The following is a 24,945-nucleotide window of genomic DNA, read 5'->3' on the forward strand; positions in this document are numbered from 1 at the left end:
CTAATCCTCCGGAAGCCGGCGCAGGGCAGCCGCGAACATGGCGTCCGTGCCGTGCCGGTGCGGCCACAACTGCACGTAGGGGCCCTCACCCAGTCCGTCCACCGGTTCGAACAGCGGCCGGGTGTCCAGCGCCGCCACCGGGTGCCGGCGCAGCGCGTCGGCGACCACTCCCACCGTCTCGGCCAGGTGTGGGGAGCACGTCGCGTACAGCACCACCCCACCCGGGCGGGTGAGCGAGATCGCGGCGGCCAGCAGTTCACGTTGCAACCTGGCCAGTGCGGGCACGTCCGACGGCTGTCGTCGCCAGCGTGCCTCGGGCCTGCGTCGCAGCGCGCCCAGCCCGGTGCACGGCACGTCGACCAATACCCGGTCGAACACCGGTTCCAGTCCCGTCTCCCGACCGTCGGCCCGCAATACCTCGACGGGCAGGCCCCGGGTGTTCTCCACGACCAGATCCGCCCGATGCTCGGCGGGTTCCACCGCGGTCACCGTCGCGCCCCGTTGCGCGGCGAGGGCGGCCAGCAGTGCGGTCTTGCCGCCCGGGCCCGCGCACAGATCCAGCCAGTGCCCGGTGTCGCCGTCGACCGGAACCAGGGTCAGCGCCCGCGCCACCAACTGGCTGCCCTCGTCCTGCACCAGCGCCTGCGCCTGGCGTACCGGGTCCAGCTGCCCGGGGTCACCTCCGGGCAGGTATACCGCGTAGGGCGAGTACCGCCCGACGGTGCCGTGCACCGTCTCGGCGAGATCGGCGGCCGACAGTACCCCGGGGCGGGCCGCCAGATGCACCAGGGGTCGTTCGTCGTCGCTGGCCAGCACGTCGTCCAGCTCGGCGGCCGATGCTCCCAGCGCATCGGCGAACGCCTGAGCGATCCAGCGTGGGTGAGCGTGCACGAAGGCCGAGTGACCGACCGGGTCGTTGCGCGGCGCCAATTCCTGCACCCAGGACTGCTCGTCCCTGCCCGAGATGGTGCGCAACACGCCGTTGACGAAACCGGCTCGCGCCGAATCGAATTCGATACCCGCCTGGTCGACGGTGGTCGATACCGCGGCATGCGCATCCACCCGGGTGCGCAGCAGCTGATATGCCCCGAGCCGCAGCAGGTCAAGCAGAACCGGACTGATCGTGTCCGGCGCACGGCCGGCGGCGGCCCCGATCACGGCGTCCAGCAGCCCGGCGCTGCGGCACGTTCCGTAGGTGAGTTCGGTGGCGAACGCGGCGTCACGGCCGGTGATCCCGCGTTCGCGCAGCAGCGCCGGCAGCACCAGATTCGCGTAGGCGTTGCGTTCCCGGACCGCACGCAGCGCATCGAACGCGGCCCGGCGAGCGGGGTCCAGCGGCTTCCGGCGCGGTCGCTGCTGGGGCTTCTGCGGTTTGCGGTCGGGCCGTTTGTGGTAGGACCGGTCCTGGGTCATGACGCCCGGATCTCAGGGGCGAGCCGGGCACCTCGCGCCCAGTCGGCGGCGTTCATCGGCTTCTTCCCGGGAGGCTGGATCTGGCCGAGCCGCACCGGTTGGGACGCCGTGCCGACCCACACCTGCTTGCGGCCGATGTGCATGCCACCCGGCGACAGGGGCTGCGGAGCTTCCGAATCCACTTGCACCGGACCAACTTTCACTCTCATGTCACCGATGAGGGTCCACGCCCCGGGGTTCGGTGTGACGGCCCGGATGCGCCGCTCGACCACCTGCGCAGGCAGGTCCCAGCGCACCCGGGCCTGCTCGACGGTGATCTTGGGCGCCAGGCTGACCCCGTCGGCGGGCTGCGGGCGTGGGGTCAACGCCCGGTCCTCGATACCGTCCATGGTCGCCGCCAGGAGCTCCGCACCGGACGCCGCAAGTCGCCCCAGCAGATCACCGGCCGTGTCGGTCGGCCGGATGGTTTCGGTGACGGTGCCATACACCGGCCCGGAGTCCAGGCTCGGCTCGATCTGGAAGGTGGTGGCCCCGGTGACGGTGTCACCCGCGGCGATCGCGGCCTGTACCGGTGCGGCGCCTCGCCAGGCCGGCAGCAGCGAGAAGTGCAGGTTGACCCAACCGTCCGGAGGAACCGCCAGCAGCGGACCGCCGAGCAGCGCGCCGTAGGCCACCACCGCGCAACACTGCGGGGCCAGCTCCGCCAGTTCGGCCACGAACTCCGGCGAGTTCGGCCGCGCAGGCCGCAACACCGGGATCCCGCGGTCGAGGGCCTCCCGCGCCACCGGCGACGGTTGCGGTGTGCCGCGGCGCCCCGCCGCCGCATCGGGCCGGGTCAGGACCGCGATGACCTCGTGTCGGGGCGAGTCCATGAGCCGACGTAGGGCGGGCAACGCGGGTTCGGGGGTACCGGCGAAGACGAGGCGCACCGGCACAGTCTATGAACTTCGGACTCAGGCAACGCGCCCCGCAGTCACCCAGCGACATCACAGCTATCTACAAACTTGCCTATGCATACTGTGTCCGTACGACACAAATTCCGGGTCTTTACTCCCTCAAAGGAGCCACGCATGACAATTGACACCCCCGTTCTCGCCTACGAGACACTCGAGGCCACCCACCGGGCCATGTGGGCGCTGGGCGACTACGCACTGATGGCCGAAGAGGTGATGGCACCCCTGGGTCCCCTGCTGGTGGCCGCCGCAGGTATCGGACCGGGTGTCCGGGTGCTCGACGTCGCCGCCGGGTCGGGCAACATCTCGCTGCCCGCGGCCCGGACGGGCGCCACCGTCACGTCGACCGATCTCACCCCGGAGCTGCTGCAGCGCTCCCAGACGCGCGCGTTCGCGGAGCGCCTGAAGCTGCACTACCAGGAGGCCAACGCTCAGGCACTTCCGTTCGGCGACAACACATTCGACGCAGTGATCTCCGCGATCGGGGTGATGTTCGCTCCGGATCACCAGTGTGCCGCCGATGAGCTTGTCCGGGTGTGCCGGCCGGACGGAACGATCGGGCTGATCAGCTGGACACAGGAGGGCTTCTTCGGCCGGATGCTGGCGACCATCAGGCCCTACCGGCCCAGTCTGTCGTCGGACCTGCCGCCCTCTGCGCTGTGGGGGCGTGAGGCCTACATCACCGGACTGCTCGGCGACCGGGTCACCGACGTCGACACGCGGCGCGGGCTGCTCGAGGTGACGCGGTTCGACACCGCCCGCGACGTGCACGACTACTTCAAGAACAACTACGGCCCGACGATCGAGGCGTACGAGAACATCGGTGGGAATCGGGTGCTGGCAGCCGAACTCGACGCCCAGCTCGTCGAACTCGCCGACGAATACCTGACGAACGGCGTGATGGAGTGGGAGTACCTGCTGCTCACCGCACACAAGCGCTGAGAGCCGCGGCGGTCCGGCGCTTACAGCTCGCTGAAGTCGACGTGAGCGTCGGGTTCGCCGCCGGCGGCGGTGAACGCGGTGAGCGCCCGGACCAGTCCGTGGCGCTCCGCCGGCGGCATCTTCTCGACGATGCGGGCGATCTCGCTCCGCCGGTTTGCCGTCACCTTTGCGACCACTTCACGACCGCGCTTGGTCAGCGAAGCGAGCAACTCCCGGCGGGATGTCGGATGTGGCAGGCGGTCGATCAAGCCGGCGCTGACCAGCCGGTCGACCATCCGGCCGGTGGCCGAGGGTTGCACACCCAGGGAAGTCGCCAGTGTCGCCAGATTCACCGGACCGCGGTTGGACAGGATGACCAAGGTGCGGAACTGCGGGATGGTGATGGAGTCGTCTACTGCCGCAATCGAATTCGCCGAAATCCCAACTAACAGCCTGGACGCTGTCAACAACGCGTCGGTGATCATGTCCAGCGACTCTGTCGTCGCGTTCTCTGTTGCCATCGAAGCCCCCTTCCCCGGTGCCGAGCTAGAGCACAGAAATTGTAACAGCCTCCTACAATCGAACACCTTAATTGTTGCTTGCCCATATAATTTCCTATGGATCCGTTCGCGACCGGGGCAGGCGCCACAACCGCAGGAGATCCGATGACCAGCTACGTCTGTGAGGCGCCCGTCACCGTCACCCGATGTGCAGCGGATCGATCTGGACCCGAACCGGCTCACTGGTCTGCCGGGCACTGAGCACCCCGACGGCGCCGCGCAGCGCCGCCGCCAGTCGCAGTCCGTCCGCACGCGGGACCCGCACCAGCATCCTGGTGACCGCGGCATCGGCCGCGATGCCCGCCGGGCGGCGTGCGCCCGCCGGCAGGTCCACCGGGCCCAGCAACTCCGCGTGGTCGGGCAGCCGCGCTTCCTCGAGCAGGGCGGCCACCGCCTCGGCGGTGCCGTCCAAGGCGGCGATGTGCACACTCGGCGGTAGGCCCACTTCGGCGCGCGCCGCGAGTTCGGCATCGGCGTGGCCCACCGGATCCCAGCGAATCAGCGACTGAACCGTCGGAAGCGCCGACTCGGCGATCACCGTCACCACCCCGCCGTCACCGCGGGGCCGCACCAGGGCGGCCGCGTTCATCCATCGCCATAACGCGTCCTCGGCCGCGCGCAGGTCCTGGCGGCCCAGCAGCGCCCAGGTATCCAGCAGCAGCGCCGCCCCGTAACCACCCGCGGCGCACGGTTCGGCGCCGGGCGTGGCGACGACCAGGGCCGGACGTGCCGGAACCTGAGGCACGATGACATCAGCCGCTGAGGTCACCACGGGGGTGCCCGGGAACGCCCTGCCGAGTTCCTCAGCGGTGCGGCGGGCACCGACCACCACCGCACGTACCGCGTCGGACCCGCATTTCGAGCAGCGCACCGCCGGATCCACCCGACCGCACCACCGGCACATCGCAGCGCCGCCGCGATCCGTCAACGCCAATGGACCGGTGCAGTGCCGGCAGCGTGCGATCGTCCGGCAGCGCCCACACGCCAGCGACGGCACATATCCGCGCCGGGGCACCTGGACCAGCACCGGCGCCCCTGCCTCCAGCGCGGAGCGGGCGGCGCGCAGCGCGATCGAGGGCAGCCGTGCCGTGTGCGCCGCCGGGTCGCGCTCCTCGGCATATCCGCTGTCGTCGAGCGCCACCACTCGCGGCGTACGGGCGCGCACCACCGGCCGTGGCGCGACCACATCCTGGGCCCACCCGCTGCGCACCAGCGCCTGCGCCTCCGCGGTACGGCTGTAGCCGCCGATCAGCGCGGCGCAGCGGGCCTGGTGTGCGCGCAGCATCGCCACCTCACGGGCATGCGGGTAGGGCGCCCGCGGCTCGGCCAGGCTGTCGTCGGCGTCGGACCAGACCATGACCAGCCCGAGGTCGGTGACCGGCGCAAAGACCGCACTACGGGTGCCGATCACCACGCGTGCGCCGCCGCGGAGCGCGGCCAGCCACCGCCGGTAGCGAGCCGCGGGCCCGAGCCCGGCTGTTAACGCCACGACGCTGGACTCGTCGACCCATGCCACGGCCGCCTGCCATAACGTGTCCAGATCGCGCTGATCGGGCACGATCGCCAGCACCGAATGCCCGGCCGCGACCGTCTGGGCCGCCGCCTCGGCGAACCGGTCCGCCCACCGCTCCCCCGGCAACGCCTGCCACACAGCGCGAGCGGCCCGCGATTGCGCCAGCGCATCCAGGAACTGACCGCCCCGGCCGTAGCCCTGCCAGCAGGCGGGGTCCACCGGCTGCACCACCGGCAGGGCCGGAATCGGGGCTAGTTCCTTCTCGACCCTGGCGTGCCGGGCCGGCACCGCCAGGCGCAGCACGTCCGGCCTGGTGCCGGCGTAGCGGGCGGCGACCGCTTCGACCAGTCGGCGGATCTCCGGAGTGAGAACGGGCTCGGCCGATACCACCCGGTCCAGCCAGCCAAGCCTGCCCTGATGGTCGGTGTCGTGGCGGCGTTCCAGCACGAACGCGTCGACCAGCCGCCCGTGGAAACGCACCCGGACCCGCACCCCGGGCTGGGCATCGTCGGACTGCTCCGGCGGTACCAGGTAGTCGAATTCGCGATCCAGGTGTGGCACCGACAGCATGGGCAGCACCCGCGCGATCGGCTCCACGTCGGCGACCGCGCCGGCGGTATGCCGAGTTATGTTGTCAGACAGGCTTTTTCTCGTCACGGTGGGTCCACCGTAACCACAGGCAGCGACAACTAGCTGTCGGCGGCCGCGGCAATGTCGGTACGACCGAAGAAGAAACCGGCCGTGATCAGGATCTCGGCGGCGGCGTACGACCACCAGATCGGCACCGCCAATGCCTCGTTGCCGAGGATGAATCGGCTGATCGCGATCATCGAATCCGATGCCGCGAAGCACACCGCGCCCACGGCGGTCCAGATGGTGGGCAGCTTGGCCAGCAGCGCGGCGCACACCATTGCCGACAACACGGTGATGTAGACCGTCACGGGCAGAGCCAGGTTTTCCTTGCCGTCGTCCAGGTGTGGCCAGAACCAGATCAGCATCGACGCCGACGCCACCACCATCAGCGCGGCAGCGGCGACGCGGGGCCGCGTCGGAGCGGCGTGGGGTACCAGCGCTCCGAGAAAACAGATGTGCGCCAACAGGAATGAACCAAGGCCGAGGACGAACGACTGCGTCCACCACGGGATCGCCAGCAGCCAGTCACCGCCGGCCGAGAACAGCAACGCCGGCACCAGCCAGCGCCGCTCGCGGACGACGGGGTGCGCGAACGCGGCGACCATCAGCAGCAGCGCCATCGACGCCTTGAACGGCGGCTGCAGGATCCAATGTCCGGTGAGTTCGCTGCCGGGCGGCACGCGCAGTGCGATGACCGTCAGATAGACGCCGTAGGCGATCCCCGCCCAGCCGGCCGCCACCCAGCCGCCGACCATCAGACGCGATGCGTACGGTACCTCCATGCCGAATTTCGACAACACCGCATTACCTCGGGATGATGAGAAACCCGGAGTCGATCCCATCCTGCTGAAGGTACTGGATGCGGTTCCGTTTCGGCTATCAACCGACGACGGAATCGATGCGGTGCGACAGCGGCTGCGCGACCTGCCGCGCCGGGCGCTTCATCCCGAGCTACGCGTCGAAGACCGGGCGATCCCGGGACCGGCCGGGTCCATCGGTGTGCGAATCTATTGGCCACCAACGGAATCGGTTGCGCCGATCGTATTGTTCTTCCACGGCGGCGGCTTCGTGATGGGTGACCTCGACACGCACGACGGCACCTCACGCCAGCACGCCGTCGGCGCCGACGCCATCGTGGTGTCCGTCGACTACCGGCTGGCACCCGAGCACCCCTACCCCGCCGCCGTCGAGGACGCCTGGGCCGCAACGCGGTGGGTGGCCGAGTTCGGCGCCGAAATCGGCGGCGACACCAGCCGCATCGCCGTCTCGGGGGATTCGGCGGGCGGCACGATCGCCGCGGCGGTGGCACAGCGGGCCCGCGACGAAGGCGCGCCGGCCATCACCTTTCAATTGCTGTGGTACCCCTCCACCATGTGGGACTCGTCGCTGCCGTCGTTCACCGAGAATGCCGACGCGCTGATCCTGGACGCGAAGGCCATTTCCGACTTCTCCCGTTGGTACGCAGGCGAAGTCGACATGGCCAACCCACCGGCAGCCATGGCGCCGGGACGGGCTGACGACTTGTCGGGGCTGCCGGCCGCCTATATCGCCGTCGCCGGTTTCGACCCGCTGCGCGACGACGGCATCAAGTACGGCGAGCTGCTGGCGAACGCCGGCGTGCCCACCGAGGTGCACAACGCGGAGACGATGGTGCACGGCTACGTGGGCTACGCCGGAGTGGTGCCCGCAGCCACCGCAGCGATGGAGCGCGGTCTGTCCGCATTGCGCGTTGCGCTACATGGATAATTGCCCGCATGCATACGCTAGTTGCATGACGGAGCCGACCGATGCCCGACCAGAGATCGATCCGCTGCTGAAGATGCTGCTCGATGCCGTGCCGATGACGTTCAAGGCGTCCGACGGCGTCGAAGTGGCCCGCGCCCAGCTCGCCGCGCTGAAGGCGCCACCCGAGTTGCTGCCGGACCTGCGCATCGAGGACCGGACGGTGGGATACGGCGAACACGCCGACATCCCGGTGCGGATCTACTGGCCGCCCACCGCAGCGGTGGACAACCTGCCGGTGGTCGTCTTCTATCACGGTGGCGGGTGGGCACTGGGCGACCTGGACACCCACGACCACGTGGCGAGGGCCCATGCCGTGGGCGCGGAGGCCATCGTGGTGTCGGTGGACTACCGGCTTGCCCCGGAGCACCCGCACCCGGCCGCAGTCGAGGACAGTTGGGCCGCCCTGCGCTGGGTCGGCGAGAACGCCGCGGAGCTGGGTGGTGACCCGAACCGGATCGCCGTGGCCGGCGACTCGGCCGGCGGGAATCTTTCCGCGATCATGGCGCACTTGGCCCGCGACCACGGCGGACCGTCGGTGGTCTTCCAACTGCTGTGGTACCCGTCGTGCATCGGCGATCGAACGCTGCCCTCGTTCAGCGAGAACGCCAACGCGCACATCCTCGACGACGACGTGATCGACGCATTCCTGAGCTGGTACGTCCCCCATCTCGACGTCAGCGACCACACCACCCTGCCGGTCAACCTGGCGCCCGGCAACGGCGTGCTGGCCGACCTGCCACCGGCGTTCATCGGCACGGCCCATCACGATCCGCTGCGGGACGACGGCGCGCTGTATGCCGAGATGCTCAGTGCCGCAGGCGTTCCGGTGGAATTGGTCAACGAGCCGAACATGGTGCACGGCTACGTCAGCTTCGGCCTGGTGGTGCCGGCGGCCGCCGAGGCGACCAACCGCGGCCTGGCCGCGCTGAAGAAGGCGCTCTACCCCTGAGATTCGCTCTCTGACAACGTCTTCCGCGCATTTCCGCGGAATCCGCACTCTAACGCAGTGGTGACAATACGATATCCCGATCGGGCTTGACGCTACCTGTCGGGAGGTACGCAATGTCGTTTGTGATCGCTGCGCCGGAGTGGGTGGCTGCGGCAGCTTCGGACCTGGCGAATATCGGGTCGACGCTCAGCGCGGCCAATGCCGCCGCAGCGTTTCCCACCAGCACCGTGCTGGCCGCTGGCGCCGACGAGGTGTCCGTGCTCATCGCGGCCATGTTCGGCGGTCACGCGCAGGCGTATCAAGCGTTGAGCGTGCAGGCATCGGCCTTCCACGCCCAGTTCGTCGAGTTGATGACCGGCGGTGCGGGCGCCTATGCGGCCGCCGAAGCCTCCAACGTCGAGCAGACGCTGCTCAACGCCATCAACACCCCCACTCAGTTGCTGCTCGGTCGGCCGCTGATCGGCAACGGCGCCGACGGCGCCACACCCGGGGCGGCCGGCGGGGCGGGCGGGCTGCTGTACGGCAATGGCGGCAACGGAGCGGCCGGAGTGTTTGGCGGGGTGGCCGGCGGCCCGGGCGGGTCTGCCGGTCTGATCGGCAATGGTGGCGCCGGCGGGGTCGGTGGCGCCGGGGCGGCGGGCGGTGCCGGGGGCAATGGGGGGTGGCTGTACGGCAACGGCGGCGCCGGCGGGACGGGCGGTACAGGCATCGTCTCCACCGGTATCGGTCGTGCCGGTGGACTCGGAGGAGCCGGCGGCATGGCCGGTTTGTTCGGTGACGGGGGCGCCGGCGGGGCGGGCGGTGCGGGCGGCGGCGGCCCCGACGCCGGTTTCGGTGGTGCCGGTGCGGCTGGCGGTGCGGGTGGTATGGCGTTCTTCGGCAATGGTGGCGCCGGCGGATCGGGCGGCACCGGGGGTGCCGGCTCGCTCGGCGCCGCCGCTGGCGGCGCGGGGGGCACTGGCGGCGCGGTTCAGTTGGTCGGTCACGGTGGCGCCGGCGGCAACGGCGGCACCGAAGTCGGCGGCGGCAGTAGCGGCGGCGGCGCAGGTGGTGCGGGTGGTTCCGTCGGCCTCCTCGGCGATGGTGGGGCAGGTGGCGCCGGTGGAACCGGCGTGTCCAGCGACGCGGGCGGCGGCGGCAATGGGGGCATCGGCGGGTTGCTGGGAGGCAACGGAGGGGCCGGCGGAATTGGCGGCGAGACGGACTACAGTGCCGGCGGTGCCGGCGGGTCCGGCGGCGCAGCCCGGCTGTTCGGCAATGGCGGTGCTGGCGGCGCAGGCGGCTTCGGGCCTCGGGCCGGCGGAAACGGCGGCGCGGGTGGCACCGCCGGGCAGTTCGGAGACGGTGGGTCTGGTGGGAACGCCGGAGATGGAACGGGCTCACGGGGCCTCGGCGGAATCGGCGGGGTCGGCGGTTCGGCCAACCTGTTCGGCAACGGTGGGGTCGGCGGTGCCGGCGGAACCAGCGGCTTTGAGCCCCTTGCCTTTGCCGGTCTCAAGGGCGGCGCAGGCGGCGCGGGTGGATCCGCCGGCCTAATCGGTGCTGGTGGGGCAGGCGGCGCCGGGGGTGCCGGAGGAGATGCCAGCGCATTCCTCAACGCTGACGGAGGTGCCGGTGGGCCGGGCGGAACTGGCGGCGCCGCAAAACTGCTGGGCACTGGCGGCAACGGCGGGAACGGCGGGTCCGGTGGGGCTGCCGGTGGGGGTGGCGCCCCCGGAGCTGGCGGAACCGCCGGCAACGGAGGCATTCGGGGCTTGCTGCTAGGCGGCGATGGCGCTACCGGCCTGCCCGGCGCGCCGGGCTGACCTCAGCGCGAATATCCGCTGGGCGCAACGCCATACCAGCGTTTGAAGGCGTGCGAGAAGGTCGAGACTTCGGTGTAACCCAGCCGCCTGGACACCTCGTCGACGGTCAGCCCCACATTGCACAGCAAATCGACCGCCACCGCCGAGCGCGCCTCGTTGAGCAGGTCACGAAAGGACGTGCCCTCCTCGGCCAGCCGGCGCCGCAGCGTCCGCGGATGCATGTCGAGCCCGGCGGCGATGTCGGAAAGCGTTGGGAATGAACCGGAGTCGCGAAACAGTTTGGTGCGCACCAATGCGGTAATGCCGCGTCGCTGCTCGTTGCGCTGCATCAGCACGTCGCATTGCGCAATACACATCTCCAAGGTGTGCCGGTCGGCCTGCGGCAGTGGCTCGTCGAACATGGCGCGCGGGAAGTGCAGCCGGTTGTGGGCGCGGCCGAACGCGACGTCGTGCACGGGGATCACCCCGAGCAGCGGGCGCAGCAGTTCCTCGTCGATGGCCAGTTCGGCCGACACCTGTTCCGCGTATTTCTCGGCCACCGATATCGCGAAGCTCATTGTCGTGGTGAGTATTCCGGCGATGTCGCGTTCGATGAAAAAGGTGCGGACATCGTCAGGGAGGTGGCTGGCGTCCAGTTCGATCAGGCAGTCGTCGGCGGTTTCGAGGAAGGTGATGCCGATATGCATGGTGGTCAGGGCGAAGTAGCGCATCGCGATACCGAGTAGTTCGCGCAGGGTGCCGCAGGACATCACCGCGAACCCGAACAAGCCGAAGTGGGTAAGCGTGAACCGGCTCCCCACGTCGATGCCCAGGCCGGTTGCGTCGGGCAGTCGGCTCAGCACCCGGCGAACCACCGTGATTTCATCCAGCCCACTGACCACGGCGTCGGGATCGTCCAGGTCCGCCGGGCCGATCGCCGTGCCCGCCAGGACGTCGGCGGTCGGGACTCCCCGCTCGCGGGCGACCTCGCACAGCACCCGGGTCGGATACACCGGATGCCGTACCTCGGCCGGCGGTGGCAAGTGCTGCATGTGTCCCAAAATCCCAACTCTGTGTCCCATAGTCCCATTACGGGTCGCGGTCACCGTCCCTAGGGTGGGGACCATGGCCACCCTCACCGCCGAACGGCCCCTGCGCGGCCCGGCCAGAAGACTGAGCACCTGGACGATGACCCGGGAGGCACTCACCATCGGATTCGACGCCGGCGACGGGTTCCTGGGCCGGTTGCGCGGCAGCGATATCACCAGGTTCCGTTGTGGTGGAAGGCGATTCGTTGCGCTCAGCCATCCCGACTACGTCGACCATGTGCTGCACGAGGCCCGGCTGAAGTACGTCAAGTCCAACGAGTACGCGCCGATCAAGGCTGCCGCCGGCATCAATCTGCTGACCGACGAGGGCGACTCGTGGGCCGGTCACCGCGGTGTGCTGAACCCGACGTTCGCCCGCCGCCACCTCAACGAACTCGTCGACCTGATGATCGACCCGATCGCCGACGTCACCGCAGCGCTGCCCGTCGGCGCACCGTTCGACATGCACGAGATCATGGTCGAAACGACGTTACGGGTGGTGGCCAACGCCTTGTTCAGCCAGGACTTCGGGCCGCTGATCGAGAGCATGAACGATCTCGCCACCCGCGGATTGCGCCGGGCCGAGAAGCTGGAGCGCCTGGGGCTGTGGGGACTGATGCCGCAGCCGGTTTACGACGCCCTGGTGTGGTGCACCTATTCGGGTGTGCACCTGCCTCCGCCGTTACGTGAGGTCCAGGAGATCACCCTCGAACTCGACCGCGCGGTGAATGCGGTGATCGACCAGCGGTTGGCGGCGCCGACCGAATCCGCCGACCTGCTCAACGTGCTGTTGCGGGCCGACGGCGGCACGTGGCCACGACAGCGCGTCCGTGACGAGGCGCTGACGTTCATGCTGGCCGGTCATGAGACCACCGCCAACGCCATGTCCTGGTTCTGGCATCTGATGACGCTCAACCCGGCAGCCCGCGACCGGATGATCGCCGAGGTCGACGACGTGCTGGGCACGCGCCGCCCGGTCGCCGCGGATCTGGGCAACCTCCCGTGGACTACCGCATGCTTGCAGGAGGCGCAGCGCTATTTCTCCGCGGTGTGGATCATCGCGCGTGAGGCCGTCGAGGACGACGTGATCGACGGGCACCACATCCGCCGGGGCACCACCGTCGTCATCCCGATCCATCACATTCACCACGACCCGCGGTGGTGGCCCGACCCGGAAACGTTCGACCCGAACAGGTTTCTTGATACCGTCCGGGCTCGCCCCCGGTCGGCCTACTTGCCGTTCGGCGGCGGCCGGCGCATCTGCATCGGGCAGAGCTTCGCGCTGATGGAGATGGTGCTGATCGCCGCGATCATGAGCCAGCGGTTCACTATGGCCACCGCACCTGGCCATCCGGTCGAACTCGAAGCAACATTGACACTGCGCCCCAAATACGGGGTCCACCTCATCGCGGAGAGCCGTTCATGACAATCACGCCTGACCACCAAGTCCTGATCGTCGGCGCCGGGTTCTCCGGCATCGGCGCCGCCATCAAGCTCGATGAGGCGGGATTCTCCGATTACCAGATCGTCGAGGCCGGCGACGGCGTCGGCGGCACCTGGTACTGGAACACCTACCCGGGGATCGCCGTCGACATCCCATCGTTCTCTTACCAGTTCTCGTTCGAGCAGAGCCCGGACTGGTCGCGCACCTACGCGCCCGGGCGCGAACTACGCGCCTACGCCGAGCACTGCGTCGACAAGTACCGCATTCGCTCCCGAATCCGGTTCAACACCAAGGTGATTGCCGCCGAGTTCGACGAACAACACAATCTGTGGCGGGTCCAGACCGACCCGGGCGGTGAAATCACCGCGCGCTACATCATCAGCGCCAGCGGCGTCCTGACGGTGCCCAAGCTGCCCGACATCGACGGAGTCGACTCGTTCGACGGCATCACCATGCACACCGCGCGCTGGGATCACAGCCAGGACTTGACCGGCAAGCGCGTCGGGATCATCGGCACCGGCGCCTCGGCCGTCCAGATCATTCCGGAGATCGCACCCGTCGTCTCGAACCTGACCGTTTTCCAGCGCACACCGATCTGGTGCTTCCCCAAGTTCGATGTCCCGCTGCCCGCCGCGGCGCGCTGGGCAATGCGGATTCCCGGCGGCAAAGCGGTGCAGCGGGCACTCAGCCAGGCTTTCGTCGAAGCGACATTCCCGATCTCGGCGCACTACTTCAAGGTGTTCCCGCTGGCCAAGTGGACGGCGGCGGCGGGACGGCGGTACCTGCGTCAGGAGGTCGACGACCCCGAGGTTCGTGCGCAACTCACGCCGCAATATGCGGTCGGATGCAAACGGCCGGGTTTCCACAACACGTACCTGTCCACCTTCAACCGCGACAACGTGCAGCTGGTCACCACCCCTATCGACAAGATCACCCCGTCGTCGGTCGCCACCGACGACGGCACGCATTTCGACGTCGACGTGCTGATCCTGGCCACCGGGTTCAAGGTGCTCGACAGCGACGACGTGCTGACCTACGCCGTGTCCGGCGTCGGCGGGCAGTCGTTGAGCCGGTTCTGGGACGAGCACCGCACGCAGGCCTACGAGGGCGTCAGCGTTCCGGGTTTCCCGAACTTCTTCGCCGTGTTCGGGCCCTACGGTTACGTCGGCTCGTCGTACTTCGCGCTGATCGAGACCCAGACGCATCACATCCTGCGTTGTTTGAAGCGGGCGCGCGCCAAGGGTTCGACGCGGGTGGAGGTCACCGCGGAGGCCAACGACCGCTACTTCGCCGAGATGATGCGCAAGCGCTACCGTCAGGTGTTCTGGCAGGACAGCTGCCGGCTGGCCAACAGCTACTACTTCGACAAGAACGGCGACGTACCGCTGCGGCCCACGACGACCGTCGAGGCACACTGGCGGAGTAGGCATTTCGATCTGGACGACTACCGATACACGGGATAGCCCGCGCCGCTCTCGCGACACTGAACCTGCGCACATGACACGCGGTGCGAGGTGTACCTGGTTTATGTTTCGACGAGGCCGTCGGCTGCCAGCGGCCTGCCGCTAGGCTTTGGCCATGGCGAAAGTGTTCTCCCATATCGACGACTCGCTGCGGGCATTCATCGACGAACAGGCGATGTTCTTCGTCGCCACCGCTCCGTCTGAGGGTGGCCGAATCAATCTGTCGCCCAAGGGATACGCCGATACCTTCGCGGTGCTCGACGACCACACGGTCGCCTATCTGGACCTGTTCGGCAGCGGCGTGGAGACCATCGCACACCTGCGGGACAACGGCCGCATCACGCTGATGTTCTGCTCGTTCACCCGCAACTCACGCATTCTGCGGCTGTTCGGCACCGGGCGGGTGCTGCGCCCGGACGACGACGAATTCGCTCGCGTGCGAAGCCATTTCGGGGAACTGCGGCCGGGCATTCGGGCGGCCATTGTCGTCGACGTGGAACGGATCGCGGACGCGTGCGGGTTCGCGGTGCCCTACTACGAGCTCGTCGATGACCGGCCGGTGCTCGACAACTATCACGGCAAGCAGCCGCTCGAGGCCTACGCCGGCACGATCGGGCGCAATCAGCACAGCATCGATGGCCTGGCCGGGCTGGAACCGGACCACCCGCTACCGCCCCGTTAGTTGCCCAGCAGACGCAAACTCGCACGAACCCTAGGGGGTTTCGTGCGAGTTTGCGACTGCTCGCGGTGAAACGCTAGATCGCGCGCTTGAGGTCGTCGACCTTGTTCAGCTGCTCCCACGGCAACTCGATGTCGGTCCGCCCGAAGTGCCCGTACGCGGCGGTCGGCGCGTAAATGGGGCGCAGCAGGTCCAGGTCGCGGATGATCGCGCCGGGCCGCAGGTCGAACACCTCCGGAATGATCTTCTCGATCTTGACCGGGTCGACCGCCTCGGTGCCAAAGGTCTCGATGAACAGCCCCACCGGGGCGGCCTTGCCGATGGCGTAGGCCACCTGCACCTCGACGCGCTCCGCGAGCCCGGCGGCGACGACGTTCTTGGCCACCCAGCGCATCGCGTACGCAGCCGAGCGGTCCACCTTCGACGGGTCCTTGCCGGAGAAGGCGCCACCACCGTGCCGGGCCCAGCCGCCGTAGGTGTCGACGATGATCTTGCGGCCGGTCAGGCCGGCGTCGCCCATCGGGCCGCCGAGGACGAACTTGCCGGTCGGGTTCACCAGCACGCGTGTCGACGACGAGTCCAGGGTTTCGTGGGCCAGTTCCTCGAGGACGGTCTGCAGCACGTGCCGGCGGATGTCTGGGTCCAGCGTGTTCTCCAGGTCGATGCCGTCGGCGTGCTGGGTGGAGACGACGACGGTGTCCAGCCGCACCGGGACGTTGTCCTCGTAGGCGATGGTGACCTGGGTCTTGCCGTCCGGCCGCAGATAGTCCAGCGTGCCGTTCTTGCGAACCTCGGTCAGCTTCCGCGACAGCCGGTGCGCCAGCGCGATCGGCAGCGGCATCAGCTCCGGGGTGTCGTTGATCGCATAGCCGAACATCAGGCCCTGGTCGCCGGCGCCCTGGGAGTCCAGCGGGTCCGCCGCGCCCTCGACGCGTGCCTCGTGGGCGGTGTCAACGCCCTGGGCGATGTCCGGCGACTGCGCGCCGATCCCGATGTTGACCCCGCACGACGCGCCGTCGAAGCCCTTGTCCGACGAGTCGTAGCCGATGTCGAGGATGCGGGCGCGCACCGTGTTGGTGATGTCGGCGAACGCCTCCTTCGCCGAGGTCGTCACCTCCCCCACCACGTGCACCTGCCCGGTGGTCACCAGCGTCTCGACCGCCACACGTGAGCGCGGGTCGCTTGCCAGCAGCGCGTCGAGGACCGAGTCACTGATCGCGTCACAGATCTTGTCTGGATGCCCCTCGGTCACCGACTCGCTGGTAAATAGCCGACCCTTCTCGCTCACCCTGGTACGTCCTTCCAGTCCATGCCCGCCCAACGGTTAGTTAGGCGAATTATTTTCCGATGCCTTCAAGCAAACCGGACCTGACGGCCCGTCTGCAAATTCTCGGGGGTTCCCGACGGGCCACGCTGCCCGGCACACGTTATCTGTCTGAGGCCCCGTCCCCATGCAAGTCCCCGTGCAGGAACGTGGCGATCGCATCAACGATACGACTCGCCATCAAAGTCTTGGACCCATGCTGCAGCGCCGATTCGGTTCCATCGGCAGCCAGCAGCCAGCCGTCGTTGCTGTCCACCTCGAACGCCCTGCCGTCACCGACCGCGTTGACGACCAGCAGGTCGCACCCCTTGCGCCGGAGTTTGGCGCGGGCGTGGAACAGCACGTCGCCGTTGGCGTCACCGGTCTCGGCCGCGAACCCGACGATCGCCCGCATATTGGGCAGCTGACCGTGTGAGCGGGCCTGCACCGCGCCGGCCAGCACGTCGTCGTTGCGAACCAGCTCGATGGTCGGGGGGCCCTGGTCACTCTTTTTGATCTTTGCGGTGGCAACCTGGGTCGGCCGGAAATCGGCCACCGCCGCCGCCATCACCAGCACGTTGGCCTCCGGGGCGTGCTTGGACACCGCACTGCCGAGCTGTTCGGCGGAGCTGACGTGCACCACGTTCACCCCGGCCGGATCGATGAGCCCCGCGGTGTGTCCGGCGATGAGCGTGACCTCGGCGCCACGCTGTGCGGCCACCCGCGCGACGGCATAGCCCTGCTTGCCGGAGCTGCGGTTGCCGATGAAGCGCACCGGGTCGATCGCCTCGCGGGTACCGCCGGCCGTCACCAGCATCTTGCAGCCCGCCAGGTCATACGGCAGCGCATCATGGCGCTCCAGCAACAGGTGGGCCAGCGTGGTGATCTCCTCGGCCTCGGGCAGGCGGCCCGCGCCGCTGTCCGAGCCGGTGAGACGACCCGAGGCGGGTTCCAGCACCACCGCGCCGCGGCGCCGCAAAGTCGCGACGTTGTCGACGGTGGCGGGGTGCAACCACATTTCGGTGTGCATGGCCGGTGCGAACATCACCGGACAGCGGGCGGTGAGCAGTGTTCCGGTCAGCAGGTCGTCAGCGCGGCCGGCGACCGCTCGGGCCAGCAGATCCGCGGTCGCCGGAGCGACAACCACCAGATCGGCCTGCTGGCCGAGCCGGACGTGCGGCACTTCGGGGACGTCCTGGAAGACACCGGTGCGCACCGGCTCGCCCGACAGCGCCTCGAAAGTGGCGGCTCCGACGAAGTTCAGCGCGGAGTCGGTGGGGATGACCCGGACGCGGTGGCCGGCTTCAGCGAGCTGACGGACGACAGTGCAGGCCTTGTAGGCCGCGATACCGCCGGATACGCCGACGATGACGCGCTTGCTGAGCTCACTGTCCACGGCGCGCCAGACCCTGTTACTCGCCCTCGGTGTGTTCGAGCAGGTCGGCGTGGATTTCGCGCATCGCGATCGAAAGCGGCTTCTCCTGCAAACCGGGCTCGACCAACGGGCCGACGTACTCGAGGATGCCTTCGCCGAGCTGGTTGTAGTAGTCGTTGATCTGGCGGGCCCGCTTGGCCGCGTAGATCACCAGCGCGTACTTGCTCGAGACGCGGTCCAGCAACTCGTCGATGGGCGGGTTGGTGATGCCCAGCGGGGTGTCGTAGGCGCCCGCCACACCGGCCGACGAATCGAACTGATCTGCGGCTGCGACGGCGGCCAACGACGTGTCGGACTGCGGAATGGTCACGTAAAAAATCTCCTGGCGCTCGGACGTTCGTAGTGCGTTCAAAGGTTTTGAACGGTTGAAAAAATCGATTGTGAAATTTCGGGGACCCGTTAAACGGAGTCAGGGACGGTTCCCACCAGCAAGGATACCAATTCGGCGCACGCAGACTCTAATCGACTGTTCACCACCACCACGTCGAAGTCGCCTTGTGCAGCCAATTCGATGCGGGCGGTGTCCAGCCGGCGCTCGATGACGTCGGGTGTTTCGGTGCCCCGGCCGATCAGCCGGGCTTCCAGATCCGCCCAGCTGGGCGGGGCCAGAAACACGGTGAGAGCTTCCGGCATTGCCTGCTTGACCGCGCGGGCCCCGGCCAGATCGACCTCGATCAGTACCGGAAAACCGGCCGCCGTAGCGGCACGCACCGGCGCGGCCAGAGTGCCCGAGCGGTGCAATCCCCCGTGGATTTCCGCCCATTCCAGCAGTTCGCCCTGATCAATGAGCTGCTGGAATCGGGCGGGGCTGACGAAGTGATAGTCGACGCCGTCGACCTCCCCCGGCCTTGGTGCTCGCGTCGTGGCCGAGACGCTGAAGTGCAGGTTCGGTATCTGCTCGCGCAGACACCGGACCACCGTCGACTTGCCGACCGCGGAGGGACCGGACAGTACGACTGTTCTCCCAACAGGCGTCGTACCTTCCGGTCCCTCGCCGGCGCTCACCGGCGCTCCTGGGTCGGGGGCCCGACTAGGAGCCGAACTTTTCCAGCAGAGCCTTGCGCTGGCGGTCACCCAGACCGCGCAGGCGACGGGTCGGCGCGATCTCGAGCTCGGTCATGATCTCCTGCGCCTTGACCTTGCCCACCTTCGGCAACGCTTCCAGCAGCGCAGAGACCTTCATCTTGCCGAGAACTTCGTCGCTCTCGGCGTCCTTGAGCACCTGGGTGAGGTTGGTGCCGCCACGCTTGAGCCGATCCTTGAGCTCAGCTCGTGCTCGACGTGCGGCAGCAGCCTTCTCCAACGCGGCAGCGCGCTGCTCGTCGGTCAACTGGGGAAGGGCCACGATTCCTCCGTCTCTCGTCGATAACTATCGATCGTTTCTTGTCTTGGCCGGGTACTCCAGCCAGCGCAGACGACCGTACCCACGCTTCCTGACGAAATCTAACCCGACCCCCCGGTTGCCGGGTCATTTGTCCAGCGTGGCGAGGCAGGGAGGCACCTGACGCGCCCGCGCGGCGATCCACCCAGCAACGTCGGCGAACGGTCCTCAAACGGCGCGCGACGGGTGCCCACGGCGCCGCTGCGATCCCGAAAAAGCGCCTTCACCTGCGAATTATTGGTTTCCGGCGAGGCCCGCCGGTCGACCGGGAGCTCCCGAGGTGGCGACGGCAGCAGACACCCGCAGGTCACAGTGCCGCGGATCACGCATTTGCGCGGCGCGTCGCGCGTGTCGCGCCGTCAGCTCCCGTTCAGGTAGCCGACAGCGTCGAGCATGCGTTCACCGGCGGCACGCAACTCGGCCACGCCGGGCCCGGCCCTCAGCACCTCGCGCGACACCGCGGGCCACAGCTGGCTCAACGGCGCCCCGCCCAGGCCGGCCAGCGCCTCGGCACGCCCGCCCTGGGCCCCCACGCCGGGCACCAGCACCGGGCCGCCCAGTTCGCTCAGATCGGGGGCCTGCAGCACCGTGGCGCCGACGACCACGCCCACGGAACCCGGGCTGGCCCCCTTATTAGCCGACGCCACGTGGTCCACGATCAGCTGCGCCACCGTCCGTCCACCGGCATCGGCGCGCTGCACCGTCGGGCCCTCGGGGTTGGAGGTTGCCGCCAGGACGAACACTCCGCGGTCGTGTGCCGCGGCGACTTCCAGCAACGGCCGCAGCGAGCCGAACCCCAGATAGGGCGACGCCGTCACCGCGTCGGCGGCCAGCGGCGAGTCGCCGGCCCATGCAGTCGCATAGGCCGCCATGGTCGACCCGATGTCGCCGCGCTTGGCGTCGGCCAGCACCAGCACACCGTTGGAACGCAGCGCGGCGGTGGTGCGCTCGAGCACCGCGAAACCGGCCGACCCGTACGCCTCGAAGAACGCGACTTGGGGCTTCACCATCGCGAAGCCCGCGTAGGCCTCGACGCAGACGTCGCAGAACGCGGCGAGACCCTCGGCAGTGACCGGCAGCTCCCAGGCCCGCAACAGCTCGGGATGCGGGTCGATGCCCAGGCACAGCGGTCCGCGACTCGACCGCGCCTGCGCCAGCCGCGCCCCGAAACCGGTCACCTTCTGGTACCGATGGCGCGATGCAGTTCCTGCAGCGATTGCACGTCGATGTCGCCGCGGATCCCGGCTTCGATCCCCTGCACGGCGGCCGAGGCGCCCTGCACCGTGGTGATGCACGGGATGTTGACGGCCACCGCCACCGACCGGATCTCATAGCCGTCCACCCGGGGACCCGAGTTGCCGTAGGGCGTGTTGATCACCATGTCGACCTCACCGGCCCGGATGGCGTCGACCGCCGACATCGCCGGACGGCCTTCCTGCGGCGCCTCGAAGTGCTTTCGCACCTCGTCGCAGGGAATCCCGTTGCGCCGCAGCATCTCTGCCGTCCCCTCGGTGGCCAGCACCCGAAAGCCCAAGTCCGCCAGCCGTTTCACCGGAAACACCAGGGATCGCTTGTCCCGGTTGGCAACCGAGACGAACACCGTGCCCTGGGCGGGCAATGAGCCGTAGGCGGCCGTCTGGCTCTTGGCGAAGGCGCTGCCGAAGTCCCGGTCGATGCCCATCACCTCGCCGGTGGACTTCATCTCAGGGCCGAGCAGCGAGTCGATCGCGGCACCGTCGGCGCGCCGGAACCGGTGGAATGGCAGCACCGCTTCCTTGACCGCGATCGGGGCGTCCGGCGGAACACTCGCGCCGTCTCCGGACTCGGCCAGCAATCCCTCTTCACGCAGCTTAGAAATGCTGGCGCCCAACATGACTCGTGCGCAGGCTTTGGCCAGCGGGATCGCGGTGGCCTTGGACACGAAGGGAACGGTACGGCTCGCTCTCGGATTGGCTTCCAGCACGTAGAGCACGTCGTCCTTGAGGGCGTACTGCACGTTGAGCAGGCCGACCACACCGATACCGTGCGCGATGGCCTCGGTGGCCTTGCGCACCTTCTCGATATCGCTGCGGCCCAGCGTCACCGGCGGGAGCGCGCACGCCGAGTCCCCGGAGTGGATTCCGGCCTCCTCGATGTGCTCCATGATGCCGCCGATGTAGACCTCGGTGCCGTCGCACAGCGCGTCGACGTCGATCTCGACCGCGTCCTCGAGGAAGCGGTCGACGAGCACCGGATGTTCCGGGGACAGTTCGGTGGCCCGGGTGATGTAGCCCTTGAGGGTCTCCTCGTCGTAGACGATCTCCATACCGCGACCGCCGAGCACGTAGGAGGGCCGCACCAGCACCGGGTATCCGATGTCGGCGGCGATGCGGCGGGCCTGCTCGAATGTGGTTGCCGTGCCGTACTTGGGCGCGGGCAGACCGGCCGAGTTCAGCACGTCACCAAAGGCGCCGCGGTCCTCGGCCAGGTCGATGGCTTCCGGCGGGGTGCCGACGATGGGCACCCCGGCATCAGCGAGCCGTTGCGCCAGACCGAGAGGGGTCTGGCCGCCCAGCTGCACGATGACCCCGACCACGCCTGGTCCGCCGGTGCCGGACTGTTCCTCGGCGTGGTAGACCTCGAGCACGTCCTCGAACGTCAGCGGCTCGAAGTACAACCGGTCGGCGGTGTCGTAGTCGGTGGACACCGTCTCCGGGTTGCAGTTGACCATCACCGTCTCAAAACCGGCCTGGCTCAACGTGGTTGCCGCGTGCACACAGCTGTAGTCGAACTCGATGCCCTGTCCGATGCGGTTGGGCCCGGAACCCAGGATCAGCACTTTGGGCCGCTCGGTCTGCGGGGCCACCTCGGTCTCGGCGGCGGGGTCGAGTTCGTAGCTGCTGTAGTGATACGGCGTCCTGGCTTCGAACTCGGCCGCACAGGTGTCCACTGTTTTGTAGACGGGGTGGATGCCCAGCCGCTCACGTAGCGACCGCACCCCGTTCTCGCCCGCCAATTCCGGCCGCAGAGCCGCGATCTGGCGGTCGGACAGCCCGCAATGCTTGGCGTGGCGCAGCAGCTCGGCATCGAGGACGGGGGCGTCGACGAGTTCGGCTCGCAGCGCCACCAGTTCGTCGATCTGGGCGACGAACCACGGGTCGACGCCGCTGGCCTGGGCCAACTGTTCCACCGACCCGCCCAGCCGCAGCGCCAGTTCGATGTCGTAGAGCCTGCCCTCGGTGGGAGTCTGCAGCCGGGTCAGCACGTCGTCGAGTTGACCTTCGGCGTCCGGTTTCGTCCAGAATCCCGCGCGGGTAGTTTCCAGCGAGCGCATCACCTTGCCGAGCGCCTCGACGAAGTTGCGGCCCAACGACATCGCCTCACCGACCGACTTCATGGTGGTGGTCAGCGTGTCGTCGGCACCGGGGAACTTCTCGAAGGCGAAGCGCGGCGCCTTGACCACGACGTAGTCGAGCGTCGGCTCGAAGCAGGCCGGGGTTTCCTTGGTGATGTCGTTGACGATCTCGTCGAGGGTGTAGCCGATGGCCAGTTTGGCGGCGATCTTGGCGATCGGGAATCCGGTGGCCTTGGACGCCAGCGCGCTCGATCGCGAGACCCGCGGGTTCATCTCGATGACGATGAGCCGGCCGTCTTTGGGGTTGACCGCGAACTGGATGTTGCAGCCGCCGGTGTCGACGCCGACTTCGCGCAGAATCGCGATGCCCAGATCCCGCATCCGCTGGTATTCGCGGTCGGTCAGCGTCATCGCGGGCGCCACGGTGACCGAGTCACCGGTGTGCACGCCCATGGGGTCCACGTTCTCGATCGAGCACACCACCACCACGTTGTCGTGGCCGTCGCGCATCAGCTCGAGTTCGAATTCCTTCCAGCCGTAGATCGATTCCTCGATGAGCACGTTGGCGCTGGGGCTGGCGGCCAGCCCGGCGCCGGCCATCCGGTCGACCTCCTCGACCGACCGCGCCATGCCCGAACCGAGCCCACCCATGGTGAAACTGGGCCGCACCACGACCGGCAGACCGACCTCCTCGACCGTCTCACGCACTTCTTCCATCGTGAAACAGACTCGGCTGCGGGCAGATTCGCCACCGACCTTGGCGACGATGTCCTTGAACTTCTGCCGGTCCTCGCCGCGCTGAATGGCCTCGAAGTCGGCGCCGATGAGTTCGATCCCGTAGCGCTCCAGCGCCCCGTTCTCGTAGAGCGCGACCGCGGTGTTCAGGGCGGTCTGGCCGCCCAGGGTGGCCAACAGTGCGTCGATCTTGTTGCCACGCTCGGCCTGCTGGGCCATCACCCGCTCGACGAATGCGGGCGTGATGGGCTCGACATAGGTGTGATCGGCGAACTCCGGGTCCGTCATGATGGTTGCCGGGTTGGAGTTCACCAGGCTGACCTGCAGCCCCTCGGCTCGCAACACCCGGCAGGCCTGGGTGCCGGAGTAGTCGAACTCGCAGGCCTGGCCGATGACGATCGGCCCGGAGCCGATCACCAGCACGTGGTTGAGGTCAGTGCGGCGCGGCACTAGCGGTTCCCTTCCATGAGGTCGATGAACTGGTCGAACAGGTATTCCGCATCGTGCGGTCCGGCCGCGGCCTCCGGGTGGTACTGCACCGAAAAGGCGCGCCCGTCAACGAGTCTGACTCCTTCGACCACCCCGTCGTTGGCACAGGTATGACTGACCTGCGCGGCGCCGAACGGGGTGTCGAACGTCTGGCCGGCCTCCCCTTCCAGTGCGAAGCCGTGATTCTGGGAGGTCACGGCGACCCGGCCGGTGGCATGGTCGATGACCGGGATGTTGATGCCCCGGTGGCCGAACACCATCTTGTAGGTCGACAAGCCGAGCGCGCGGCCCAGGATCTGGTTCCCGAAACAGATTCCGAACAGCGGTATCCCGGCACCGAGTACCTCGCGGGTGAGCGCGACGGTGTGGTCGGCGGTGGCCGGGTCGCCCGGCCCGTTGGACAGAAACACCCCGTCCGGCTTGATCGCGGCGATCTGGTCGAAGGTTGCCGAACTCGGCAGCACATGGCTGCGGATGCCGCGGCGGGCGAAGTTGCGCGGCGTGTTGGTCTTGATGCCGAGGTCGAGCGCGGCCACGGTGAAGCGCTGTGGGACTTCGGGTTCGACGATGTATGTCTCCGGTGTGCTGACCTCGCCGGCCAGGTCGGCGCCCAGCATCGGCTGCTGTCCGCGGACGCGTTCGACCAGCTGCTCGGGGTCGGCCAGCGCCGCGCCCGAGAAGACACCCGCCTTCATCGAGCCGCGGCTGCGCAGATGGCGCACCACCGCCCGGGTGTCGATTCCGGCGATGCCGACGATGCGCTGGCGGACCAGTTCGGCCTCCAGCGTGCTGGTGGCGCGCCAGTTGGAGGCGCGCGGCGACGGGTCGCGCACCGCATAGCCGGCCACCCAGATCTTGTCGCCGCGACTTTCGGCGTCCTCGTCGTTCCACCCGGTGTTGCCGATCTGCGGGGCGGTGGCCACCACGATCTGACGGTGGTAGCTGGGGTCGGTCAGGGTTTCCTGGTAGCCCGACATGCCGGTGCTGAACACGGCTTCGCCCAGCGTCTGGCCGATCGCCCCGAATGTGGTGCCGGTGAAGACGCGGCCGTCTTCGAGCACCAGCAGAGCTTTACTCATCTGC

At 68.5% G+C, this 24,945-nt stretch carries 21 protein-coding genes; 7 read left to right on the forward strand and 14 right to left on the reverse strand.

Annotated elements, in window-relative coordinates; translation table 11 throughout:
* The gene (locus tag QXH22_RS01590; RefSeq protein WP_306274791.1) at positions 1-1,413 is read right to left on the reverse strand and encodes an RsmB/NOP family class I SAM-dependent RNA methyltransferase; all 1,413 of its coding nucleotides are present in this window, start codon (positions 1,411-1,413) and stop codon (positions 1-3) included.
* Positions 1,410-2,342, reverse strand: coding sequence for a methionyl-tRNA formyltransferase (gene fmt, locus QXH22_RS01595; protein WP_306274792.1), 933 nt, complete (start codon positions 2,340-2,342; stop codon positions 1,410-1,412). The genes QXH22_RS01590 and fmt overlap by 4 nt, the downstream gene beginning before the upstream one ends.
* Positions 2,343-2,483: 141 nt before the next feature.
* Between fmt and QXH22_RS01600 the strand changes: the two genes are divergently transcribed.
* Complete coding sequence (locus tag QXH22_RS01600) at positions 2,484-3,308, forward strand: class I SAM-dependent methyltransferase (protein WP_306241026.1); 825 nt, start codon at positions 2,484-2,486, stop codon at positions 3,306-3,308.
* A 20-nt stretch (positions 3,309-3,328) separates the two neighbouring features.
* Here the strand turns inward: QXH22_RS01600 and QXH22_RS01605 are convergent, their stop codons facing one another.
* The 3 genes from QXH22_RS01605 to QXH22_RS01615 all read right to left on the reverse strand — a co-directional run bounded on the left by QXH22_RS01605 (position 3,329) and on the right by QXH22_RS01615 (position 6,775).
* Complete coding sequence (locus tag QXH22_RS01605) at positions 3,329-3,808, reverse strand: MarR family transcriptional regulator (RefSeq protein WP_306241027.1); 480 nt, start codon at positions 3,806-3,808, stop codon at positions 3,329-3,331.
* Between the two features lie 178 nt (positions 3,809-3,986).
* Positions 3,987-5,930 carry a primosomal protein N' gene (locus tag QXH22_RS01610; RefSeq protein ID WP_306275935.1) on the reverse strand — a complete coding sequence of 648 codons (1,944 nt, stop codon included), beginning with the start codon at positions 5,928-5,930 and terminating at the stop codon, positions 3,987-3,989.
* 119 nt (positions 5,931-6,049) lie between these two features.
* Entirely contained in the window at positions 6,050-6,775 is a 726-nt protein-coding gene (locus tag QXH22_RS01615) for a lysoplasmalogenase (RefSeq protein ID WP_306241028.1), read from the reverse strand.
* On the opposite strand from QXH22_RS01615, the gene QXH22_RS01620 reads away from it, so the two are divergent.
* The 3 genes from QXH22_RS01620 (at position 6,774) to QXH22_RS01630 (ending at position 10,532) form a co-directional block, all read left to right on the forward strand.
* Positions 6,774-7,739, forward strand: a complete 966-nt coding sequence (locus QXH22_RS01620; RefSeq protein WP_306274793.1) for an alpha/beta hydrolase — start codon at positions 6,774-6,776, stop codon at positions 7,737-7,739. The two genes, QXH22_RS01615 and QXH22_RS01620, sit on opposite strands and share 2 nt — an antisense overlap.
* A 25-nt stretch (positions 7,740-7,764) precedes the next feature.
* Positions 7,765-8,727 (forward strand): alpha/beta hydrolase, encoded by a 963-nt coding sequence (locus QXH22_RS01625; protein WP_306274794.1) that lies wholly within the window; start codon positions 7,765-7,767, stop codon positions 8,725-8,727.
* Between the two features lie 113 nt (positions 8,728-8,840).
* The gene (locus QXH22_RS01630; protein WP_306274795.1) at positions 8,841-10,532 is read left to right on the forward strand and encodes a PE family protein; all 1,692 of its coding nucleotides are present in this window, start codon (positions 8,841-8,843) and stop codon (positions 10,530-10,532) included.
* Positions 10,533-10,534: 2 nt separating this feature from the next.
* Here QXH22_RS01630 and QXH22_RS01635 read toward each other — a convergent pair whose 3' ends face one another.
* Positions 10,535-11,563 carry an AraC family transcriptional regulator gene (locus QXH22_RS01635; protein ID WP_306241032.1) on the reverse strand — a complete coding sequence of 343 codons (1,029 nt, stop codon included), beginning with the start codon at positions 11,561-11,563 and terminating at the stop codon, positions 10,535-10,537.
* Positions 11,564-11,636: 73 nt separating this feature from the next.
* Here QXH22_RS01635 and QXH22_RS01640 point away from each other — a divergent pair, with 73 nt between their 5' ends.
* The 3 genes from QXH22_RS01640 (at position 11,637) to QXH22_RS01650 (ending at position 15,188) form a co-directional block, all read left to right on the forward strand.
* Positions 11,637-13,025, forward strand: a complete 1,389-nt coding sequence (locus QXH22_RS01640; RefSeq protein WP_306274796.1) for a cytochrome P450 — start codon at positions 11,637-11,639, stop codon at positions 13,023-13,025.
* A complete protein-coding gene (locus QXH22_RS01645; RefSeq protein WP_371934144.1) occupies positions 13,022-14,506 on the forward strand; it encodes a flavin-containing monooxygenase in 1,485 nt (494 codons plus the stop codon). The genes QXH22_RS01640 and QXH22_RS01645 overlap by 4 nt, the downstream gene beginning before the upstream one ends.
* Positions 14,507-14,621: 115 nt before the next feature.
* Positions 14,622-15,188 carry a pyridoxamine 5'-phosphate oxidase family protein gene (locus QXH22_RS01650; protein WP_306241034.1) on the forward strand — a complete coding sequence of 189 codons (567 nt, stop codon included), beginning with the start codon at positions 14,622-14,624 and terminating at the stop codon, positions 15,186-15,188.
* Positions 15,189-15,261: 73 nt separating this feature from the next.
* Here the strand turns inward: QXH22_RS01650 and metK are convergent, their stop codons facing one another.
* The 8 genes from metK to carA all read right to left on the reverse strand — a co-directional run bounded on the left by metK (position 15,262) and on the right by carA (position 24,941).
* Entirely contained in the window at positions 15,262-16,473 is a 1,212-nt protein-coding gene (gene metK / locus QXH22_RS01655) for a methionine adenosyltransferase (protein ID WP_306274797.1), read from the reverse strand.
* 139 nt (positions 16,474-16,612) lie between these two features.
* Positions 16,613-17,884 (reverse strand): bifunctional phosphopantothenoylcysteine decarboxylase/phosphopantothenate--cysteine ligase CoaBC, encoded by a 1,272-nt coding sequence (gene coaBC, locus QXH22_RS01660; RefSeq protein WP_306274798.1) that lies wholly within the window; start codon positions 17,882-17,884, stop codon positions 16,613-16,615.
* Positions 17,885-17,900: 16 nt separating this feature from the next.
* Positions 17,901-18,233: a DNA-directed RNA polymerase subunit omega gene (rpoZ, locus tag QXH22_RS01665; RefSeq protein ID WP_306241037.1), complete on the reverse strand. Its 333-nt coding sequence runs from the start codon at positions 18,231-18,233 to the stop codon at positions 17,901-17,903.
* A gap of 89 nt (positions 18,234-18,322) precedes the next feature.
* Positions 18,323-18,928, reverse strand: a complete 606-nt coding sequence (gene gmk / locus QXH22_RS01670; RefSeq protein WP_306241038.1) for a guanylate kinase — start codon at positions 18,926-18,928, stop codon at positions 18,323-18,325.
* Between the two features lie 25 nt (positions 18,929-18,953).
* On the reverse strand, positions 18,954-19,268 hold the full coding sequence (gene mihF / locus QXH22_RS01675) for an integration host factor, actinobacterial type (RefSeq protein WP_036355303.1): 315 nt from the start codon (positions 19,266-19,268) through the stop codon (positions 18,954-18,956).
* Between the two features lie 395 nt (positions 19,269-19,663).
* Positions 19,664-20,482, reverse strand: a complete 819-nt coding sequence (pyrF, locus tag QXH22_RS01680; RefSeq protein ID WP_306241039.1) for an orotidine-5'-phosphate decarboxylase — start codon at positions 20,480-20,482, stop codon at positions 19,664-19,666.
* Positions 20,479-23,823, reverse strand: coding sequence for a carbamoyl-phosphate synthase large subunit (gene carB, locus QXH22_RS01685; RefSeq protein ID WP_306274799.1), 3,345 nt, complete (start codon positions 23,821-23,823; stop codon positions 20,479-20,481). Before carB ends, pyrF begins: the two co-directional genes overlap by 4 nt.
* A complete protein-coding gene (gene carA, locus QXH22_RS01690) occupies positions 23,823-24,941 on the reverse strand; it encodes a glutamine-hydrolyzing carbamoyl-phosphate synthase small subunit (RefSeq protein WP_306274800.1) in 1,119 nt (372 codons plus the stop codon). Before carA ends, carB begins: the two co-directional genes overlap by 1 nt.
* Positions 24,942-24,945: the final 4 nt, after the last annotated feature.

Source organism: Mycobacterium sp. TY814 (genome assembly GCF_030755175.1).
Taxonomy (GTDB): Bacteria; Actinomycetota; Actinomycetes; order Mycobacteriales; family Mycobacteriaceae; genus Mycobacterium.

What these genes read in the sequence shown, in the direction of transcription:
- QXH22_RS01590 (WP_306274791.1), bottom strand. Translation starts at nt 1,413, where the DNA reads ATGACCCAGGACCGGTCCTACCACAAACGGCCCGACCGCAAACCGCAG.
- QXH22_RS01600 (WP_306241026.1), top strand. Translation starts at nt 2,484, where the DNA reads ATGACAATTGACACCCCCGTTCTCGCCTACGAGACACTCGAGGCCACC.
- QXH22_RS01605 (WP_306241027.1), bottom strand. Translation starts at nt 3,808, where the DNA reads ATGGCAACAGAGAACGCGACGACAGAGTCGCTGGACATGATCACCGAC.
- QXH22_RS01610 (WP_306275935.1), bottom strand. Translation starts at nt 5,930, where the DNA reads ATGCTGTCGGTGCCACACCTGGATCGCGAATTCGACTACCTGGTACCG.
- QXH22_RS01620 (WP_306274793.1), top strand. Translation starts at nt 6,774, where the DNA reads ATGCCGAATTTCGACAACACCGCATTACCTCGGGATGATGAGAAACCC.
- QXH22_RS01615 (WP_306241028.1), bottom strand. Translation starts at nt 6,775, where the DNA reads ATGGAGGTACCGTACGCATCGCGTCTGATGGTCGGCGGCTGGGTGGCG.
- QXH22_RS01625 (WP_306274794.1), top strand. Translation starts at nt 7,765, where the DNA reads ATGACGGAGCCGACCGATGCCCGACCAGAGATCGATCCGCTGCTGAAG.
- QXH22_RS01630 (WP_306274795.1), top strand. Translation starts at nt 8,841, where the DNA reads ATGTCGTTTGTGATCGCTGCGCCGGAGTGGGTGGCTGCGGCAGCTTCG.
- QXH22_RS01635 (WP_306241032.1), bottom strand. Translation starts at nt 11,563, where the DNA reads ATGCAGCACTTGCCACCGCCGGCCGAGGTACGGCATCCGGTGTATCCG.
- QXH22_RS01640 (WP_306274796.1), top strand. Translation starts at nt 11,637, where the DNA reads ATGGCCACCCTCACCGCCGAACGGCCCCTGCGCGGCCCGGCCAGAAGA.
- QXH22_RS01645 (WP_371934144.1), top strand. Translation starts at nt 13,022, where the DNA reads ATGACAATCACGCCTGACCACCAAGTCCTGATCGTCGGCGCCGGGTTC.
- QXH22_RS01650 (WP_306241034.1), top strand. Translation starts at nt 14,622, where the DNA reads ATGGCGAAAGTGTTCTCCCATATCGACGACTCGCTGCGGGCATTCATC.
- carA (WP_306274800.1), bottom strand. Translation starts at nt 24,941, where the DNA reads ATGAGTAAAGCTCTGCTGGTGCTCGAAGACGGCCGCGTCTTCACCGGC.